This window comes from Aeromonas sp. Marseille-Q7275 (assembly GCF_965119515.1).
In genome coordinates this window covers 35,721-55,003 of record NZ_CBCPLW010000004.1, presented here as the reverse complement: position 1 = coordinate 55,003, position 19,283 = coordinate 35,721, and the positions used below count along the sequence as shown (strand labels likewise).

General features: G+C 63.6%; 15 protein-coding genes. 5 read left to right on the top strand and 10 right to left on the bottom strand.

Going from position 1 to position 19,283, the window contains the following annotated elements:
• Positions 1-52: 52 nt before the first annotated feature.
• The 3 genes from lolE to ACWPWQ_RS05510 all read right to left on the bottom strand — a co-directional run bounded on the left by lolE (position 53) and on the right by ACWPWQ_RS05510 (position 3,325).
• Positions 53-1,294: a lipoprotein-releasing ABC transporter permease subunit LolE gene (gene lolE / locus ACWPWQ_RS05520; RefSeq protein ID WP_454009198.1), complete on the bottom strand. Its 1,242-nt coding sequence runs from the start codon at positions 1,292-1,294 to the stop codon at positions 53-55.
• On the bottom strand, positions 1,294-1,992 hold the full coding sequence (lolD, locus tag ACWPWQ_RS05515; RefSeq protein WP_042650389.1) for a lipoprotein-releasing ABC transporter ATP-binding protein LolD: 699 nt from the start codon (positions 1,990-1,992) through the stop codon (positions 1,294-1,296). Before lolD ends, lolE begins: the two co-directional genes overlap by 1 nt.
• Before the next feature lie 97 nt (positions 1,993-2,089).
• On the bottom strand, positions 2,090-3,325 hold the full coding sequence (locus ACWPWQ_RS05510; protein ID WP_319916952.1) for a lipoprotein-releasing ABC transporter permease subunit: 1,236 nt from the start codon (positions 3,323-3,325) through the stop codon (positions 2,090-2,092).
• Between the two features lie 306 nt (positions 3,326-3,631).
• Here ACWPWQ_RS05510 and ACWPWQ_RS05505 point away from each other — a divergent pair, with 306 nt between their 5' ends.
• Both ACWPWQ_RS05505 and mfd read left to right on the top strand, forming a co-directional pair.
• On the top strand, positions 3,632-4,207 hold the full coding sequence (locus tag ACWPWQ_RS05505; protein ID WP_342058500.1) for a PilZ domain-containing protein: 576 nt from the start codon (positions 3,632-3,634) through the stop codon (positions 4,205-4,207).
• Between the two features lie 40 nt (positions 4,208-4,247).
• Entirely contained in the window at positions 4,248-7,703 is a 3,456-nt protein-coding gene (gene mfd, locus ACWPWQ_RS05500; protein WP_404838528.1) for a transcription-repair coupling factor, read from the top strand.
• Between the two features lie 107 nt (positions 7,704-7,810).
• Here mfd and fbp read toward each other — a convergent pair whose 3' ends face one another.
• Together fbp and ACWPWQ_RS05490 are read right to left on the bottom strand one after the other, a co-directional pair.
• Positions 7,811-8,845 (bottom strand): class 1 fructose-bisphosphatase, encoded by a 1,035-nt coding sequence (gene fbp / locus ACWPWQ_RS05495; protein WP_139439401.1) that lies wholly within the window; start codon positions 8,843-8,845, stop codon positions 7,811-7,813.
• A complete protein-coding gene (locus ACWPWQ_RS05490) occupies positions 8,833-9,060 on the bottom strand; it encodes a hypothetical protein (protein ID WP_139439402.1) in 228 nt (75 codons plus the stop codon). Before ACWPWQ_RS05490 ends, fbp begins: the two co-directional genes overlap by 13 nt.
• Before the next feature lie 139 nt (positions 9,061-9,199).
• Here ACWPWQ_RS05490 and ACWPWQ_RS05485 point away from each other — a divergent pair, with 139 nt between their 5' ends.
• On the top strand, positions 9,200-10,816 hold the full coding sequence (locus ACWPWQ_RS05485) for a peptide ABC transporter substrate-binding protein (protein WP_454009197.1): 1,617 nt from the start codon (positions 9,200-9,202) through the stop codon (positions 10,814-10,816).
• 49 nt (positions 10,817-10,865) lie between these two features.
• Here ACWPWQ_RS05485 and ACWPWQ_RS05480 read toward each other — a convergent pair whose 3' ends face one another.
• The 3 genes from ACWPWQ_RS05480 to sixA all read right to left on the bottom strand — a co-directional run bounded on the left by ACWPWQ_RS05480 (position 10,866) and on the right by sixA (position 12,792).
• Positions 10,866-11,786: a DMT family transporter gene (locus ACWPWQ_RS05480; RefSeq protein ID WP_139437830.1), complete on the bottom strand. Its 921-nt coding sequence runs from the start codon at positions 11,784-11,786 to the stop codon at positions 10,866-10,868.
• Between the two features lie 198 nt (positions 11,787-11,984).
• A complete protein-coding gene (locus ACWPWQ_RS05475; RefSeq protein WP_005324080.1) occupies positions 11,985-12,191 on the bottom strand; it encodes a DUF1107 domain-containing protein in 207 nt (68 codons plus the stop codon).
• Between the two features lie 133 nt (positions 12,192-12,324).
• Entirely contained in the window at positions 12,325-12,792 is a 468-nt protein-coding gene (gene sixA / locus ACWPWQ_RS05470; RefSeq protein ID WP_202045399.1) for a phosphohistidine phosphatase SixA, read from the bottom strand.
• A gap of 162 nt (positions 12,793-12,954) precedes the next feature.
• Here sixA and ACWPWQ_RS05465 point away from each other — a divergent pair, with 162 nt between their 5' ends.
• Positions 12,955-15,729 carry an insulinase family protein gene (locus tag ACWPWQ_RS05465; RefSeq protein ID WP_454009196.1) on the top strand — a complete coding sequence of 925 codons (2,775 nt, stop codon included), beginning with the start codon at positions 12,955-12,957 and terminating at the stop codon, positions 15,727-15,729.
• A 304-nt stretch (positions 15,730-16,033) separates the two neighbouring features.
• Here the strand turns inward: ACWPWQ_RS05465 and ACWPWQ_RS05460 are convergent, their stop codons facing one another.
• Both ACWPWQ_RS05460 and ACWPWQ_RS05455 read right to left on the bottom strand, forming a co-directional pair.
• A complete protein-coding gene (locus tag ACWPWQ_RS05460; protein ID WP_163155135.1) occupies positions 16,034-16,681 on the bottom strand; it encodes a thiopurine S-methyltransferase in 648 nt (215 codons plus the stop codon).
• A 117-nt stretch (positions 16,682-16,798) separates the two neighbouring features.
• On the bottom strand, positions 16,799-18,160 hold the full coding sequence (locus ACWPWQ_RS05455) for a leucine-rich repeat-containing protein kinase family protein (RefSeq protein ID WP_454009195.1): 1,362 nt from the start codon (positions 18,158-18,160) through the stop codon (positions 16,799-16,801).
• Between the two features lie 332 nt (positions 18,161-18,492).
• Between ACWPWQ_RS05455 and ACWPWQ_RS05450 the strand changes: the two genes are divergently transcribed.
• Positions 18,493-19,257 carry an SDR family oxidoreductase gene (locus ACWPWQ_RS05450; protein ID WP_202045391.1) on the top strand — a complete coding sequence of 255 codons (765 nt, stop codon included), beginning with the start codon at positions 18,493-18,495 and terminating at the stop codon, positions 19,255-19,257.
• Positions 19,258-19,283 lie beyond the last annotated feature (26 nt).

Genomic DNA, 19,283 nt, shown 5'->3' with positions numbered 1-19,283 from the left:
GGGCCCTTCTTTGTTCAGCATATTGCCAGGCTTGGCAGAGCTGGCTCGCGGATCAGTGACCCAGCTCCCGGGAGGGCACCAGACCGCTGGCCCGCCAGGCGGGATAGAGGGTGGCCAGCAGACTCATCAGGATGGCGGCGCTGGTCACTATCACCAGATCCTGTATGTGCAGCTCGGTCGGCAGGAAGTCGATGAAGTAGATGTCCGGGTTGAGGAAACGATGGCCGATGAGCTTTTCGATACCGCTCAGGATCTGGGTCAGCTTGCTCGAAAGCAGCCCCCCCAGCAGAGCACCGAGCAAGGCCCCGAGCACCCCGTTCACCATCCCCTGGATGACGAAGGTGAGCCGAATCTGGCCCGGGCTCGCCCCCATGGTCTTCAAGATGGCGATCTCGCTGCGCTTCTCGTTCACCGCCATCACCAGGGTGGAGACGATGTTGAAGCAGGCCACCGCCACCACCATCAGCATCACCACGTACATGACGGTGCGCACCATCTGGATGTCCTGATAGAGATAGCCCTGACGGCTCATCCAGCTGCTGATGTAGACGTAGTGCGGGAATTTGCGGGCGGCCGCCACCGTGATGGACTGCGCCTTGAGCACGTCGTTCACCTTGAGGCTGAAGCCTTCCACCGCGCTGCCCATGCCGGTGATGGACTGGGCATCGGTCAGGTGCATGAAGCCGAGCACGCCGTCGAGCTGGCCGCCTATCTCCAGCAGCCCCACCACGGTCAGGGTCTCCCGCCGGGGATTCTTGATCCCCGTCTCGTCTCCCCCTTGGGGCAGCAGCAGGGTCACGGGATCACCTATCTTGACCCCCAGCTTGTCGGCGATGGTCTTGCCGAGGATCACCCCGTGCTCGCCCGCCTGCAGCTCACGAAAACCCAGCCCTGTCATGTAGTTGCCAGCGTCCGACAGGTTCGCCTCGAGCTCGGGCAGCACGGCGCGCACCTGCACCCCCTTGATGGCGGAGCCGTGCTCCAGCAGGCCATCGAGGCGGATGACCGGGGCCGCGGCCTCGATCCCGGGCTGGGCCAGCAGGTAGTCCCGAAGCCTCGGCCAGTCCGGCAGGGGCGCCTCCATGCCGATGAGCTCCCCGTGGGGCACCACAGAGAGCACCCTGTTTTTAAGTTCCCGCTCGAAGCCGTTCATGGCGGAGAGGCCAAGAATGAGGGCCATCACCCCGAGGGCGATGCCGATCAGGGAGGAGGCGGAAATAAAGGCGATGAAGCCGTTGCGACGGCGGGAGCGGCTGTAACGCAGGCCCAGAAAGAGGGGCAGCGGCTTGAACATCAGGCGACCTCCGCCATGATGCCGCTCACCAGGGTCACCCGGCGGTGCAGCTTGGCGGCGAGGCTCAAGTCATGGGTGACCACCACGAAGGCCGTGCCCAGCTCCCGGTTGAGCTCGCAGAGCAGTTCGTACACCGCAGTCGCGCTGGCGTGATCCAGGTTGCCGGTGGGCTCGTCCGCCAGCACCAGGCTCGGCTCGTTGACCAGGGCACGGGCGATGGCCACCCGCTGGCGCTCGCCACCGGACAGCTCGGAAGGCCTGTGATTGAGACGGTGGGAGAGCCCCACCCGCCCCAGCATCCGGGTCGCCTTGTCGGTGGCGCTCGCCACCGACTCGCCGGCGATCAGCAGCGGCATGGCGGTGTTTTCCAGCGCGGTGAACTCGGCCAGCAGGTGGTGGAACTGATAGACGAAGCCCAGCTCCTGATTGCGAAAACGGGCCTGGGTCTTGCTGTCCCAGTGGTGGATATCCTGCCCCTTGAACAGCACGGCGCCGCTCGAGGGGTTGTCCAGCGCCCCCATCAGGTGCAGCAAGGTGGTCTTGCCCGAGCCCGAGCTCCCCACCACCGCCAGCATCTCGCCGGGGGCGACGCAGAGATCTATCCCCTTGAGCACCTGGGTCTCCAGATTGCCCTCTTTATAGACATGGTTGAGGGCCTGACAGCGCAGCAGAGGCTCGCAGGACTGGGGTTCATTCATAACAGGGGCTCCACTTATACCGGTGACCACATTGGCACCAGTCACAACGCCGGCACTCGCACCGGAGGTAACAACAGAAGATGATGGATTCACAGCGCTATTCATAACGTAATGCCTCGGCCGGTTTGACCCGGGCCGCACGGGCCGCCGGATAGAGGGTGGCACTGAAGCTCAGCAGCACGGCCCCCAGCAAGATGGTCATGACCTGGGCGGGTTCGACGATGACCGGCAGACCGCTGCCCCCCGCCGCCATATAGAGGTTGAGCCCCATCGCATCGAGCAGGGGGTTGAGTCCGAACGACAGGGCCAGCCCCGCCAGACCGCCAAACAGGGCGCCGATGACGCCGCTCGACGCCCCCAGCACCATGAAAATCTTGACGATCCCCGACTCGCTCATGCCCATGGTACGCAGTATGGCCACCTCCCCTTCCTTGTCGGTGACCACCATCACCAGGGCGGAGAGGATGTTGAAGGTGGCGACCGCGATGATCAGCACCAGCATCAGCCCCATCATGCGTTTCTCCATGGCCACCGCCTGGAAGAGTTCACCTCGCTCCCGGCGCCAGTCCTGCCACTCCAGCCCGTCCGGCAGCGCGGTTTTCACCACCTGGTCGGCGGCGAAGGGATCGTCGAGCCAGAGGCGGATGCCGCCCACCGTCTCCTCGGGCAGGCGCAGCAGGCGCTGGGCGTCCCCCAGGGCAATCAGCGCCACCTGGCTGTCCACGTCGGCGCCAACCCCGAAGATGCCGGAGACGGTGAAGATCCGCTGGGCCGGTACCCGGCCAAAGGGGGTGAAGCGGGTCCCTTCGGTCAGGATGAGACGCACCTCGTCGCCAATGGAGACCTTGAGGCGGTTGGCCACCCCCTGCCCCAGCACTATGTGGTATTGGCCGCGCTGCAGGCTGTCCAGCCGCCCCCCCAGCATCTGGGCATGGAGGATGTCATCCTTGGGCCAGCGGGCCGGATCTATCCCCTGCACGCTCACCCCGGTGAGCTGGCCCGGGCTTTGCAACATGCCTTCGCTGTCGAGCATGGGGGCCGTGGCCACCACGTGGGGCAACGTGTCGAGATCGGGCAGGCCGGGCGGATGGGCATCGATGCGCCCCGCCGGATTGGTCACCACCACGTGGGGGATCACCCCGAGAATGCGCCCCTTGAGCTGCCCCTCGAACCCGTTCATCACCGAAATGACCACCATCAGGGCAGCAACCCCGATGGCGATGCCAAAGGTGGAAAACAGGGAGATAAAGGAGACGAAGCGGTTACTGCGTCGCGAGCCTGCATAACGCAGGCCTATGGCCAGCGAGAGTGGCTGAAAAAGTCCGGTCTTCAAGGATATCTACGTTGCCAACAAAATAAGATGCCGGATAATAGGGTCTGTTGACGCCTCAACGCAAGCCGCGTTGCCGCAGCAGATGACGCCGGGGCTGGCGCAATGGCCCATTCCCCTGAGCCCGAGAGGCCGCCCATGGCGCCATGTTTCGCCCGATGCGAGGCCCCCGCCGCCATGTTGCGCCGCCAGACGGGAGAGCCCCTGGGACGGCCGGAGATGGCGTCTCGCGCCAGATCGGGGACGCCGCCGCGGGGCAAGGTCAACAGCGCTTTTAAAAATCGTCTATGACAACAAGGGATAGCCTCCATGCAGGAACAGTTCTTCAGCGTCACCCATGCCACGCCGGTCAATGTGATCCCCATGCCGGCCGACTTTCACCTGCCGACGCTGGAGGCCCTTGATGCCGAGCTGCCCGAGCCCTTTCGCATCGCCTCCGCCATCACCTCCATCGATCTGGTGAGCAGCCGGTTGCTGCGCAACCAGAACGAGTCCATGCACGATCTGGTGGAGATCATCAACCAGCAGTCCCGCAAGATCGACATGATCATGGGCTTCGTGCTGGCGGCGCAGGACCACCCCGAGCATCGCTTCCACACCCTGCGCTTTGGCGCCGGTCAGCTCACCTACCTGCACCCGCACCAGGGGCACGGCGAGCCGCCGCAGCTGAACCAGCTAGTGCGGCTCAAGATCTTCCTGCGGGAAGAGGCCTCCGCCGTCTACTGCTATGGCGAGGTCAAGCAGCGGGAGCCCGGCGAGCACGGCACCCATGTGGTGCTCGACTATGTGCGGATCCGCGAGGATGACAGGGAGCTGCTGGTGCGTGCCAGCCTGCATGTGCAATCGAAACAGCTCAAGCTGCGTGCCCAAGAGCGTCAGCGCTAATCACAGCCAACGTCAACGTTAAAAGAATCGAACGATGCCAATGAAACTCCCCGCCTTGCCCGCCAAAGCGGGCCAGAAATTGACTCTGGGCCAGCTGGTCGGCAGCAGCCTGGCGCTGGTTGCCGCCCGCCTCACCCGGGAGGCCAACCGCCCCGTCCTGCTGGTGACCGCCGATACCCCGAGCGCCCTGCGCCTCGAACAGGAGCTTGGCTTCCTGCTGGCCGATCAGGGTTGCCCCGTGCTGATGTTCCCGGACTGGGAGACCCTGCCCTACGACACCTTCTCCCCCCATCAGGACATCATCTCTCAGCGGCTCGAGACCCTCTATACGCTGCCGCAGATGAGCAGCGGCGTGCTGATCGTGCCCATCTCCACCCTGATGCTGCGCACGGCGCCCCAGGCCTATCTCGACAAATACAGCCTGATGGTGACCAGCGGCCAGCGCCTCAACCTGCAACAGTTGCGGGGACGGCTGGCCGAGGCGGGCTATGTGGCGGTGGAGCAGGTGCTGGAGCACGGCGAGTTCGCCGCCCGCGGCTCCCTGCTGGATCTCTTCCCCATGGGCAGCAGCCGCCCCTATCGCATCGACTTCTTCGACGACGAGGTGGACTCCATCCGCCCCTTCGATCCCGAGAGCCAGCGCTCCAGCGAGCCGGTCAAGTCGGTGAGCCTGTTGCCCGCCCGGGAATTTCCCACCGACGAGGCCGCCATCGAGCTGTTTCGCGGACAGTTTCGCGAGCAGTTCGAGCTGTCGCGGGCGGAGGGCTCCGTCTATCAGGAGGTGAGCAAGGGGCGCTGGCCCGCCGGCATCGAATACTATCTGCCGCTCTTCTTCAGCCAGACCGCCAGCCTGTTTGACTACCTGCCGGACAACACCCTGCTGCTCACCGTGGGGGAGATCTACCCGGCGGCCCAGCGCTTCTGGAACGACATAGGCCAGCGCTATGAGGACAGGCGCTGGGACAACACCCGCCCCCTGCTGCCCCCCCAGCAAATTTACCTGCCGGTGGAGCAGCTGTTTGCGGCGCTCGGCCAGTATGGCGCCGTGCGCCTGCAGGAGGCCGCCACCGACGGCGGTGCGGGCCAGCACGACTTGCCCATAGCCCCCCTGCCCGACCTGCAGCTCGATCACAGCAAGGAGCAGCCCCTGCTGGCCCTCAGCCAGTTCCTGCAAGGCTTTGCCGGCCGCACCCTGTTTGCGGTGGAGTCCGAGGGGCGGCGCGAGGGGCTCGGGGATCTGCTGGCGCGGATCGCGCTGCAACCCAGGGAGTTCGCCTCCCTCGAGGAGTTCGTCGGGAGCAAGGCGCGTCATGGCCTGCTGGTCAGCCCGCTGGAGCGGGGCTTCCTGCTCGAACCCGCCGGGGCAGAGGCCCTGGCCCTCATCACAGAGACCGAGCTGCTCGGCGGCAAGATCAGAAGCAAGCGGCAGCGGGAGAAGAGCAAGAACCTGAGCTCGGATGCGGTGATCAGAAACCTCGGCGAGCTGACCCAGGGCCAGCCCGTGGTGCATCTGGATCACGGGGTCGGCCGCTATCTCGGGCTCGAGACCCTGGATGCCGGCGGCCTGCCCACCGAGTTCCTCACCCTGGAATACGCCGGTGGCGACAAGCTGTTCGTGCCGGTCACCAACCTCCACCTCATCAGCCGTTACACGGGGTCGGATAACCCCCCCAGCCACAAGCTCGGCGGCGAGGCCTGGGTCAAGGCGCGGCGCAAGGCGGCGGAGAAGGTGCGCGACGTGGCGGCCGAGCTGCTGGACGTCTATGCCCATCGCGCGGCGCGGGCCGGCTTTGCCTTCAAGCACGACAAGGAGAGTTACCGCCAGTTTGCCGCCAGCTTCCCGTTCGAGGAGACAGAGGATCAACTCAACGCCATCAATGCGGTGCTGGGGGACATGTGCCAGGCCAAGAGCATGGACCGCCTGGTGTGTGGCGACGTGGGCTTTGGCAAGACAGAGGTGGCGATGCGGGCGGCCTTCGTGGCGGTGCACGGTGGCAAGCAGGTCGCAGTGCTGGTGCCCACCACCCTGCTGGCCCAGCAGCACTACGACAACTTCCGCGACCGCTTCGCCAACTGGCCGGTGCGGGTGGAGGTGCTGAGCCGCTTCCGCTCCGCCAAGGAGCAGACCAGCGTCTTGAAGGAGCTGGCCGATGGCAAGGTGGACATCATCATAGGCACCCACAAGCTGCTCGGCTCCGAGCTCACCTTCAAGGATCTGGGGCTGCTCATCGTCGATGAGGAGCATCGCTTCGGGGTGCGCCAGAAGGAGAAGATCAAGGCGCTGCGCGCCGACGTGGACATCCTCACCCTCACCGCCACCCCGATCCCGCGCACCCTTAACATGGCGATGTCCGGCATGCGGGATCTCTCCATCATCGCCACCCCGCCCGCCAAGCGGCTCGCCATCAAGACCTTCGTGCGCCAGCACGAGCCGGCGGTGGTGCGCGAGGCGGTACTGCGGGAATTGAAGCGCGGCGGTCAGGTCTACTACCTGCACAACGACGTGGAGAGCATAGAGAAGTGCGCGGCGGATCTCGCTGAGCTGGTGCCGGAGGCGCGCCTTGGCATCGCCCACGGCCAGATGCGCGAGCGCGACCTCGAGCGCATTATGTCGGACTTCTACCACCAGCGCTTCAACCTGCTGGTGTGCACCACCATCATAGAGACCGGCATCGACGTGCCGAGCGCCAACACCATCATCATGGACAGGGCCGATCACCTCGGTCTTGCCCAGCTGCACCAGTTGCGGGGCCGGGTCGGCCGCTCCCACCACCAGGCCTATGCCTACCTGCTCACCCCCCATCCCAAGCTGATGACCAAGGATGCGGCCAAGCGGCTGGAAGCCATCGCCTCGCTGGAAGATCTCGGGGCCGGTTTTGCGCTCGCCACCCACGATCTGGAGATCCGGGGCGCGGGCGAGCTGCTCGGCGACGATCAGAGCGGCCAGATCGAATCGGTGGGCTTCACCCTCTACATGGAGATGCTGGAACAGGCGGTAGAGGCCCTCAAGCATGGCAAGGAGCCGTCGCTGGAGCAACTCATGAGCCAGCACACCGAGGTAGAGCTGCGCCTGCCGGCACTGTTGCCGGACGACTACATACCGGACGTCAACATGCGTCTGTCCATGTACAAGCGCATCGCCAGCGCGGCGGACGAGCAGGAACTGCGCGAGCTGAAGGTGGAGCTCATCGATCGCTTCGGCCTGCTGCCGGAGCCGACCAAGACGCTGATGGAGATAGCGGCCTTCCGCCAGCGGGCCACGGCGCTGGGCATTCGCCGGGTGGAGATGAGCGATCGCGGCGGCTACCTGGACTTCACCCAGGAGACCAGGGTCAACCCGACCTATCTGGTAAAACTGCTCTCCGAGCAGCCACGTATCTATAAAATGGATGGACCCACCCGATTGCGCTTCCAGGTACCGAACCAGGAGAGAGCCATGCGGCTGAAACTGGTGGATGCCCTGCTGACGGATCTCGCCAGCCACGCCAACCCCTGAGGGGGGGGGTGATGAGGCGGCCAGCCACTTACCCAAATAAAACGGGAGCCATATCGGCTCCCGTTTTTTATGTGGCTATTGCCGCGACCATGGCGACAAACCGGGCATCACCCCTGACGGGCCGGATCCTCGTGGGCGGAGAATTCCCGCATGAAGGCCTCGGCCCGCTCCACCATCCTGGTGGAGCCGACGAAGTAGGGGGTACGCTGGTGCAGCGCCGTGGGCTGGATATCCATGATGCGGCCAAAGCCGTCGGACGCCTTGCCACCGGCCTGCTCCACCAGGAAGGCCATGGGGTTGCACTCGTAGAGCAGGCGCAGCTTGCCGTTCGGGGAGTTGGTGCCGGACGGATAGATGTAGATGCCGCCCTTGAGCAGGTTGCGATGGAAATCCGACACCAGGGAGCCGATGTAGCGGGAGGTGTAGGGCCTGTGGGTCGCCTCGTCACGCTCCTGGCAATATTTCAGGTACTTCTTCACCCCGTCCGGGAACTTGATGTAGTTGCCCTCGTTGATGGAGTAGATCTTGCCCTCCTCCGGGATGCGGATGTTCTCGTGGGAGAGGCAGAAGCAGCCGATGGAAGGGTCGTAGGTGAAGCCGTTGACCCCAAACCCGGTGGTGTAGACCAACATGGTGGAGGAGCCATAGACCACGTAACCGGCGGCCACCTGGCGGTTGCCCGGCTGCAGGAAGTCCTCCAGGGTCACCCCGGCCCCCGGCTTGCTGACCCGGCGGTAGATGGAGAAGATGGTCCCGACCGAGACGTTGACGTCTATGTTGGAAGAGCCGTCCAGGGGGTCTATCAGCACCACGTACTTGGAGTGGCGGGAGAGCTCGGAATCGAAGGAGACGAAGTCCTCCTCCTCCTCGGACGCCATGCCGCACACCTCGCCACGGGCCTCGAGGGCCGCCTTGAAGCGCTCGTTGGCGTAGACGTCCAGCTTCTGCTGCACCTCCCCCTGCACGTTTTCGGCCCCCATGGAGCCGATGATGTCCGCCAGCCCCGCCTTGTTGATCTCCCGGTTCACCACCTTGGCAGCCAGACGAATGGAGCTGAGCAAGGAGGTCAGCTCGCCGGTCGCGGTAGGGTAGTCCGCCTGCTTTTTGACGATGAACTCGCCCATGGTGATCATGTTTCGCATTCTTGTTCCTTTAAGATCGTTTCCGTTGGCCGTTGAAAACGTTTGCAAGTGTCGGCAAAAAAAGTGCCGATCCTCGGCAGCGTTGTTTTGTAACCTAATGTAACGCCTGTTTTTTGTTTTTGCAGCGAATTAAGCCGCCGTATAAATCGCCAGAATACCGCGCCACCACGGGCTTTCACTGTGAAAAAAGGGTGCCATCCGGCATCTTTCATCATGTTAATTCGTGACAAGAATGCTATTTCACCCGCCCCTGCCCGTCCGCTGCTCTCCTGCACCCGCCGCTCCCCCTCTTGAGATCTCCTCCTCGATCCAGCACACTGGCTCGGCTGGAAGCAAAAAACATAAGGATATTCAATGAAAAGGACTCTCATTGCCGGCGCGGTTGCCGCCCTGATCTCCCTCCCCGCCCTGGCGGCCCAGGTGCCCGAAGGCACCAAGCTGCTGCCCGGTGCCCAGCAAACCTTCGTGCGCAACATAGGCACAGAGCCCGCCTCCATCGACCCCCAGATGGTGGAAGAGAACGCGGGCAGCGACGTCGTCAACGATCTGTTCGAGGGGCTCTACACCCTGGATGGCAGCGGCAAGCTGCAGGCGGCGGGAGCGCTCGGGTACGAGCTCGATGACTCCGGCACCGTCTACACCTTCAAGCTCAGACCCGATGCCAAGTGGTCCAACGGCGAGCCGGTGACGGCGGCGGACTATGTCTATGGCTGGCAGCGGGCGGCGGATCCCAGGAACGCCTCCAACTACGCCTGGTTCATCGAGCTGACCGGCGTCGCCAACGCCAGCGACGTGGTGCAGGGCAAGAAGAGCCCGGATGCCCTCGGTATCAAGGCCCTCGATGACTACACCCTGCAGATCACCCTCAAGGCCCCTGTCCCCTTCTTCCTGAAGACCCTCTCCCACTACACCACCTTCCCGGCCCCCAGGGCCACCATAGAGAAGTTCGGTCACGAGTGGGTCAAGCCGGGCAACATCGTCTCTAACGGTGCCTTCGCCCTCAAGGAGTGGACCCCCAACGAGCGGCTCATCGCCGAGCGCAATCCCCATTACTGGGACAACGAGCACACAGTGCTGAACAAGGTGATCTACCTGGAGATCGTCTCCGATACCGCGGCCTACAACCGCTATCGTGCGAGCGAGCTGCACTACACCACCTATCCCCTGGAGCAGTATCAGCAGATCAAGCGCCAGAGCCCGGAGGAGCTGGTAAGCGCCCCCATGCTCGCCACCTACTACTACGTGTTCAACACCCAGCGCAAACCCTTCGACGACGTCAGGGTGCGCAAGGCGCTCTCCCTGGCCATCGACAGGGACACCATCACGGAGAAGATCCTGGGACAGGGGCAGCTCTCGGCCTTCAGCCTGACCCCGCCGAGCGTGGATGGCTTCGAGCTAAAACGCCCCGCCAGCGAGCTGATGAGCAAGGAAGATCGCATCAAGCAGGCCAGGACGCTGCTCGCCGAGGCGGGCTACGGGCCGCAGAATCCGCTGGACGTGGACATCCTCTACAACACCAACGAGGGGCACAAGAAGATAGCGCTGGCCATCTCCTCCATGTGGAAGCACAACCTGGGGGTCAAGGCCGAGCTCAACAACATGGAGTGGAAGACCATGGTGTCGGCCCTGAACGAAGGGGATTTCGGGGTCAGTCGCTACTCCTGGAACGGGGATTACAACGATGCCTCCACCTTCCTCGACATCATGACCTCCAGCAGCAGCGCCAACAGCGGCAAGTGGTTCAACAAGACCTATGATGCCCTGCTGGCCAAGGCCCATGACGCCAAGGATCCGGCCGAGCGCAACCGCCTCTATCAGCAGGCCGAGGCACTGATCGACGAGGAGGCCCCCATAGCCCCCGTCTACTTCTATGTGAAGTCACGGCTGCTCAAGCCCAACGTCAAGGGCTACCCCTATCAGAACCCGCAAGATCTGGTCTATGCCAAGGATCTCTATCTGACGGCGCAGTGACGCAGGCACCAGACCAAAAAGACCGCCTCCTGGGCGGTCTTTTTTTATCCTACTTCTCCTGACAGCCCGCCATCGCGAGCCGGGCCCGCCGCCGTACCCTCACAGGCTTGACCAGCAGCTGCGCCAGCAGCACTCCCAGCAGTGTCATGCCGCCGCCGATCAGGTGATAGCTGGTGAGCCGCTCCCCCAGCCAGCTGATGGCAAGGGCAGCCGTCATCACCGGCAGCAGGTTCATGAAGATGGCGGTGCGGCTGGCCCCGAGCAGGGCGATGCCCTGCATCCAGAGCCAGGGCGAGAGGGCCGAGGTCGGGATCCCCGCATAGAGGATGAGCCAGAGCGCGCTGCCATCCGGCCAGTGCCCGTCCACCAGCAGATAGAAGGGGGTGAGGAACAAGAGGCTGCAGAGCACCTGGCCGTAGAGCATGGACCAGTTATCGAGCCCCAGATCCCAGCGCTTGAGCAGCACGCTGTAGAGCGCATAGGTGGCCGCCGAGAGCAGCATGTAGACGGAGCCGATGTGGATGCCCTGGGTGAACAAGCGAGTCGGATCCCCCTGCCCCAGCAGGATGGCGAGCCCCAGGATGGAGATGACGCCGCCGACGAGGGCGCCCCAGGTGGGGCGCTCGCGCAGCAGCCAGATGCTGAGCAGCACCGTCATCAGCGGGGTCAGCCCCATCATCAGCCCGATCTCGGTGGCCCCCAGGGTCTGGGCGGCGTAGTAGCCGAAGGTCTGGTTCAGCACCATGCCGAGCAGGGCCAGCATGGCCAGCTTAGAGAAACCGGCCCGCAGCTTGTCCCGCATGCGCCAGGCCCGCCGCGCGAGGAAAGGGGTCAGCACCAGGGCCGCCACCATCCAGCGCGACCAGGCCAGGGCGGCCGGCGAGAGCACCCCCACCGCCAGCTTGCTGACGATGCCGTTGCCGGCCCAGATGGCCATGCAGGAGAAGGGGAACAGGAAGGCAAGGGGCATCGCTATGTCCAGAGAAAGGGGGTGGATATTTCGCGGGAGTATAGAGAGGCAAACAGGATAAGCAAGCATGCTGATGCGGGGCGCGGCAACCTTATCCGGAAATCGATTTGAATGGGTTCAAACTGCTTCACCCAGCCCCAGATACAATCATGCCCGCACTGGGCGGGCATGAGGGGGAGATGACACCATAGATGCGACTCAAGCGGCATCCATGTGCAGCCTCGATATCAGCTCGTTGACTTCGAGCACCGTCTGGCGGTGGGGAATATCGGCTTGCAGTGGCATCATCAGCAGGCCCGACTGGAAATCGAAGCGCCCCCTGCCGTGGATGTAGATCCGCCCCTTGAAGAAGGTTTTGACATGCTTTGCCACCATCAGTGGCAGGTACTTCTTGAACACTCTCATCGTTTGCAACCTCTTGCAGTTGTATCCGTATGACAGCAGCTTATGCGAGATAATTCCGTAAATTTTGTATAAAAAACCGGAAAAATCGACTCTCTCTTCCCCAAAAAACCAATCTGTAACTTTTTATTAACTTTTACCGTATTGTATGCGGTCCTTCCAGCCAGAGCAAGACCCCCTTGCCATCTCGCCACTCGATGCAGGCCAGACCCGAGGTGGCAAACATGGGCGCACCCGCCGCCGGACAGAGGCTCTGCACCAGATACCCGACCAGGGGCAGGTGGCTGACCATCAGGATGTTGTCGTGGGTCGCCGCCAGCGCGGTGAGATAACTCGCCACGAAGGCCGGATCCCCGTAGGGGGTGATCTCGCCGCTCTCCTCGACCTTCTGGGCCTCGGGCAGCTCGGCAGAGATGGCCTGCCAGGTCTGTCTGGCACGCAGGTAGTTGCTGTGGATCACCAGGCTCAGGGAGCCGGCCAGCTGAGGGGCCAACCAGCTCGCCATGTGGATGGACTCTTCGATGCCTTGCTCGGTCAGTGGACGCTGTTCATCAGTCTTTGCGTTCATGCCAGCCTGGCCATGACGCATGATGTAGATTTTCATTACAACCTCGCCCAGGGGGCCTGTTTAAATAGCGGGGGGATCTTACCCCGCCATCTCGGGGGAAACAATTGCGCTACCTCTCAGAAAAGGGTTTGCCTCGTGAGATAGCGGGGTCGATAATCATGTTTAAATTCAAATAAATTCACCGCGAGTCACGCCCCAATGAGCCCATATGCCAGTCCCAACGACCATCGGCGGTATCACTATCTGGAGCTGGCAAACCGGCTCAGGGTCTTGTTGATCTGCGATCCCGAGACCGATAAATCGGCCGCCTCCCTGGCTGTCAACACAGGCCATTTCGATGACCCGGTCGATCGCCAGGGCATGGCCCATTTCCTTGAGCATATGCTGTTCCTCGGTACTCGTACTTATCCCAAACCCGGCGAGTACCAGCAGTTCATGAGTCGCCATGGGGGCAGCAACAACGCCTGGACCGGCACCGAGTTCACCAACTTCTTCTTCGACATCGACAACGGCTTCTTCGAAGCGGGGCTGGATCGCTTCTCCCAGTTCTTCATCTGCCCCACCTTCGCCCCCGAGTGGGTCGACAAGGAGCGCAACGCGGTCGACTCCGAATACCGCCTCAAGTTGCAGGACGATGTGCGCCGCAGCTATCAGGTGCACAAGGAGACGGTCAACCCGGCTCACCCCTTCTCCAAGTTCTCGGTCGGCAACCTGGATACCCTGGCGGATCTGCCCGGCCGGGATCTGCGCTCCGACCTCATTGCGTTCTACGAAACCCACTACAGTGCGGATCGCATGGCGCTGGTGATGCTCTCTCCGGCATCCATTGAAACCCAGCTGGCCTGGTGTGAGCACTTCTTCAGCACCATTCCGGATCGCCGCCTGGGCCCCCCCGCCCTCTCGGCCCCCCTCTACCGGCTCGATGATCTCGGCATCCGCATCCAGATAGCCCCGGTCAAGGAGACCCGCAAACTGGCGCTGACCTTCCCGCTGCCGAGCGTGGACGCGCTCTACGACAAGAAGCCCCTCACCTTCCTGAGCCACCTCATCGGCTACGAAGGGGAAGGCAGCCTGCTCTCTCTGCTCAAGGCGAGAGGCTGGGTCAACCAGCTCGCCGCCGGAGGCGGCATCAGCGGCGCCAACTTCAAGGACTTTGGCATCAGCTTCGGCCTGACTCCCCTCGGGCTTGCCCATGTGGACGACATCATCGCCGACCTGTTCGGCTACCTGAAACTCATCGAACGCCATGGCCTGCAGGCCTGGCGTTATGACGAGAAGCGCAACGTGCTGGAATCCGCCTTCCGCTTCCAGGAGCGGGGCCGGGCGCTCGACACCGTCTCCGGCCTCGTGCTCAACCTGTTCAGCTATGCCCCGGACGATCTGCTCCACGGCGACTACATGATGCGCGAGTACGATGAGCCCCTGATCCGGCGCTTCCTCGCCAAGCTGACCCCCCACAACCTGCGCGTCACCATACAGGCGCCGGAGGTGAGCACGGATCGCCTGGCCCGCTGGTATCAGACCCCCTACAGCGTCCAGAGCATCACCGAGGCGGAGAAGATCCGCTGGCAGCAGAGCGAGCCGGATCCCGCCTTGCACCTGCCCTCCCCCAACCCCTTTATCAGCAGCCGCCTCGATGCCAGGACGCCGTCCCTCAGCGCCGACATGCCGGCCTGTCTGGTCGACCGCCCCGGTTTTCGCCTCTGGCACCTGCACGAGCACCTGTTTGGGGTGCCCAAGGGGAGCCTCTATATCTCCATCGACAGCGAGCATGCGGTCAGAAGCCCGCGCCACATCGCCATGGCCAGGCTCGCGGTGGAGCTGCTCACGGATCACCTCAATGCCCTCACCTACCCGGCCGAGCTCGCCGGGCTCGGCTACCAGATCTATGCCCATCAGGGGGGCTTCACCATCAACCTGAGCGGCTTTGCCGACAAGCTGCCGCTGCTGCTCGACATGATCCTCGGCAACCGCACCCTGGGCTACCCGGATCCGGCGCGCTTCAGTGAAATCAAGGAGCAGCTCATCCGCAACTGGGAGAACCAGTCCAAGACCAGGCCTATCTCCCAGCTGTTCAACCAGCTCACCAGTTTGCTGCAACCGAACAACCCGCCGTTCGAGCAGTTGCTGCGCCACCTGCGCACCATAGCACTCGACGAAATGCCCGACTTCGTCAGCCGGCTCTTTGCCGAGGTGCACATAGAGACCCTGGTGCACGGCGACTGGACCGCCGCCGAGGCGCTTGAACTGGCCGCCCTGCTGGAGCGTCACCTCGGCGTCAGCAGCCAGCCCAGTGCCGAGACCCGCCGTCCCCTCATCTCCATTCAGGACAGGGGCACCCTCATTCGCGAGCAGGGATGCGATCACGAAGACTCGGCGCTGCTGGTCTATTACCAGTCCCGCACCACCCGGGCGCGGGATCTCGCCTGCTTCACCCTGGCCAACCACATCATGTCCTCCACCTTCTTCCACGAGCTGCGCACCCGCCAGCAGCTCGGTTACGTGGTGGGGGCCGGCAACCTGCCCCTCAATCGCCACCCCGGCCTCATCTTCTATATACAGTCGCCGGTGGCGGGGCCGCAGATCCTGCTGGATGCGGTGGAGGAGTTCATCGATCTCTTCCCGCTGGCCATGCTGGAGTTCACCGAACAGCAGTGGCAGGACAGCAAGGCGGGGCTGCAGGCCCAGCTCAGCGAGCGGGATGCCAACCTGCGCAGCCGCGGCCAGCGGCTCTGGGTCAGCATAGGCAACAAGGATCTCGGCTTCGATCAGCGGGAGCGGGTGCGCGAGGAGGTGGGCAGGCTCAGCCGCGCCGATCTGGTGCGCTTTATCACCCAGTTGCGCTCGCGCACCTCGGATCGGTTGATCCTCTGCAGCTATGGCCTGGGCCACGAGCACGACGAGCGGATCACCGGCCAATTCATCGACGATCCCAGGGCGTTCCGGCTCAATGCCGCCACCTTCGAGGCCTGATCAGGCCTCGACTCCCTCCCGTCCCACGGCAGATTGTGGGCAATAAAAAGCCGACCCCTTGGGGTCGGCTGGAAAAACCATAATCAATTGCGACCAGAGCCGCCAAAAGTGAACATGAGCGTGAAAATCAGACACTGAGTCGATGAACGGCCGAATGGTTCAAACCAGAGCGTATCGGTCGACACCTGCAGTGATTGAGAAACAGCCTCATCTTAGGCATTCCCCCGATTTGTCACGTTGATCTATGTCAAAGGAGGTAAAGAAGCTCATTTCTCCTCTTCATTGGCGGGATCACGCCGTCGCCTCAGCCCCGACGGATCAGGCGATAGGCCACCTCATCGAAATAGGAGAGCTGCCCCGAGAGCACCCTGGGGTGATCCAGCTCAGCGGCGCGCCCCAGCACCTCCACGCTAAAGTCGCGCTCGAACAGGGTGCGCACCTCCATCTCCCCCACCGAGAACGGCGGCTGCACCTGCTGCTCCGGCTGATACTCCAGGGTCACCAGCAGCACCTGACCCCCCGCCTCGATAAGGCGGCTCATCAGGGTCGCATACTGGCGGCGCATGGCCGTCGGCAGGGCGATGAGTGCGGCCCTGTCATAGGCGAGCCGGTAGCGGCGGCCAAGCTCGGGGGCGGCGAAAAAATCCCCCTGATAGATGCGCAGGTCGTCGTGCCGGTGACACCGATAGGGGCCCACCTCGCTTGTCTCTGCACTCAGATTGTTCTCGTCAAAAAACTGGGTAATGGCGAGCCCGGAGAGCTCGAAGCCATCCACCGGATGCCCCTGAGCGCTCAGCCAGAGCAGGTCGCGGGACTTGCCGCACAGGGGCACCAGCACGGGCTCACCCTGCTGCTGGGCCGACCACCAGGATTGCAGCCAGCGGTTGAAATCAGCCTGATGAAAGCCAATCCGGTTCTCTTTCCACTTCTGATGCCAAAACGCCGCTTCCATCCTCATCCTCTCGTCATCTGCAATGATGCATCAATATCACAACTTCATCGGGGCGGCGCAAGCCTTGTTGTCCACTGCACCGGGAGTGACGGTACGATGACATCCAGCCGACCGCGCTCAGGCGCAGGCGGGCTCAGCAGCCATGGTGGTCGCCACGGCGTCTATCCGGGCAAGAATCTCTGCAAACGAGGGGCGCTGCAACACAGCCTCCAGGAGACACGCTTCGGCCAGTGAATGGAGCGCCCCAAGCGCCTCGTCATTGGGATGGCAGCGTGCCAGCAGCTCCTCCAGCAGACAGCCAAAGGCCCTGACCTCCAGGCGCTCGAGCCGGGCAGCCCGCTCGCGGTCGGCGCTGTCATAACAGGAGGCGGCGCCGAAATCCCCGAGCAGCACCCGGCCCTGTTCCTGAACAGAGTGCAGCAGAGAGTGCAGCAGGTTGTGAGCGTAGAGATCTCCGTGCAGGATGCCGCGCCCGTGCAGATGCAGCGCGGCGCTCGCCACCCCTTGCGCCATGGCAAGCAGCGCATTCGGGGTGAAGGTCAGATCCGCCGGATAGACATCCCGGGTGCAGGAGTCCAGGCTCGGCGGCCCCGCCAGGTTGACATACCTGGGGTCTATCAGCGCCATCACCAGGGCCGGCATACCAGAGGGGTGGCCGCTGACTCGGCCCGCCACCCCGATGAGATTGGGGTGCATGCCTGCGGCGAGCGACACCGCCATCTCGCAGCGAGGCAGGCCATCGCTGGTCATGGCCCCCTTGAAGAGCTTGACCGCCACCCCCTGCGTCCCCTCATCGGAGCGCAGTGCTGCGCGGTGGATAACGCCGGACGCCCCCTGCCCCAGTTGCTCCCCCAGCGTCAACGCCTGCCAGGGGATCTCGGCCGCGGTTGCCGTCTCGCCGAGTCGGCGCTCCTGCTCGTCGCTAAAGGGGTTGCCTGCATAGGCCAGCCAGGCGAGGCGCGGCAAACCGAGCAGCCACTCGGGAAGCGCCTCCAGCCGGTTGGCGGCGATGCGCAACAGCTCCAGACGCTGGCAGTTGGCCAGGCTCGCCGGCAGCTCGCGCAGGCGGTTGCCAGAGAGCATCAGCTTTTGCAGGGCGGCGCACTGCCCCAGCTCGTCCGGCAGCCGTTCGATGGCGTTATCGGTCAGGATCAACCAGCGCAGCCCCGCAGGCAGTGACGCGGCGGGAACCGTGGCGATCCGGTTGGCCTTGAAGCCCACCATGGTGAGTGCAGGACAGCGCCCCAGCACCTCGGGCAGCTCGGTGAAGCGGTTCTCGGAGCAGAAGATGATGCGCAGCCTGGTGAATTCGGCCAGCTCGTCAGGGAGCCGATCCAGATCGTTGCCGGTGAGATCCAGCACCTCCAGCGTCTCCTTGAGGCTCAGGATCTCGGAGGGGAACACCGTCAGGTTTTCGGCAAGTTTGAGGTGGCGGGCGCCGCAGAGTTCGCCTGCGCGCAGCTGTTCCAGGGTATGCATGGGATCGTCTCTATCGGGGTGGCCTGCTCGCGGCCAACGGCGCCGCCGGGGACTCGCCCGGCGGCCACAAAGGAGGGGCATTATAAAGAACGACGGCCAGAGATCCCCTGTTTTGTTGCCACCAGGACGCACACAGGCGCCAGCCACGTAATGAAAGAGAGCAAGATCCGGGTCGTCGTGACGGGGGCCAGCGGCCATAGTGGGTTAGAGCCAAAAGTGCTTTCGAACCAAAACCGGGTTTGAACCAAAGCGGCTCGAACCCGTCCACTTGTCTGCCAATCCTGCACGGGTGCCGTCACCTGGCGCCATACACATCTAGCGAGGGATCAGCCATGTCACAACTGTCCAACAAGGTCGCCATCATCACGGGAGCCAGCTCCGGCATCGGCCGCGCCAGCGCCATTTTGTTTGCAAGGGAGGGGGCCAGCATCGTGCTGGGGGCCCGCCGCCAGCCTGAGCTGGATGCCCTGGTGGAGGAGATCAGGAAATTCGGGGGCCAGGCGGTGAGCCTCGCGGGGGATGTGAAAAGCGAATCTTACGCCAGCGCCCTGGTGGAGCTGGCCGTGGGGCATTTCGGCGGGCTCGATGTCGCCTTCAACAACGCCGGCACCACGGGAGCGCCGGGCAGCGTGCAGGAGATGGCACTGGCCCAGTGGCATGAAACCCTGAATACCAACCTCACCAGCGCCTTCGTGGGGGCCAAGTACCAGATCCCCGCCATGCTGGCGCGCGGGGGCGGCTCCCTTATCTTTACCTCCACCTTCGTCGGCCATACCCTGGGGCTACCCGGCATGGCGGCCTATGCGGCGAGCAAGGCGGGCCTGATCGGTCTGACCCAGGTGCTGGCCGCCGAATATGGGGCACAGGGGGTGCGGGTCAACGCCCTGCTGCCGGGGGGCACCGACACCCCCATGGGGCGTGCCTTTACCGATACACCGGAGAGTCTCGCCTTTGTGCAGCATATGCATGCCCTCAAGCGCCTGGCCCAACCGGAGGAGATCGCCCGCTCGGCCCTCTATCTGGCGTCCGATGCATCGAGCTTTACCACCGGCATTGCCCTGCTGGCCGATGGTGGGGTATCTATTTGTCGCACATGACCTTGTCGCACCCAAGATCCTGCGGC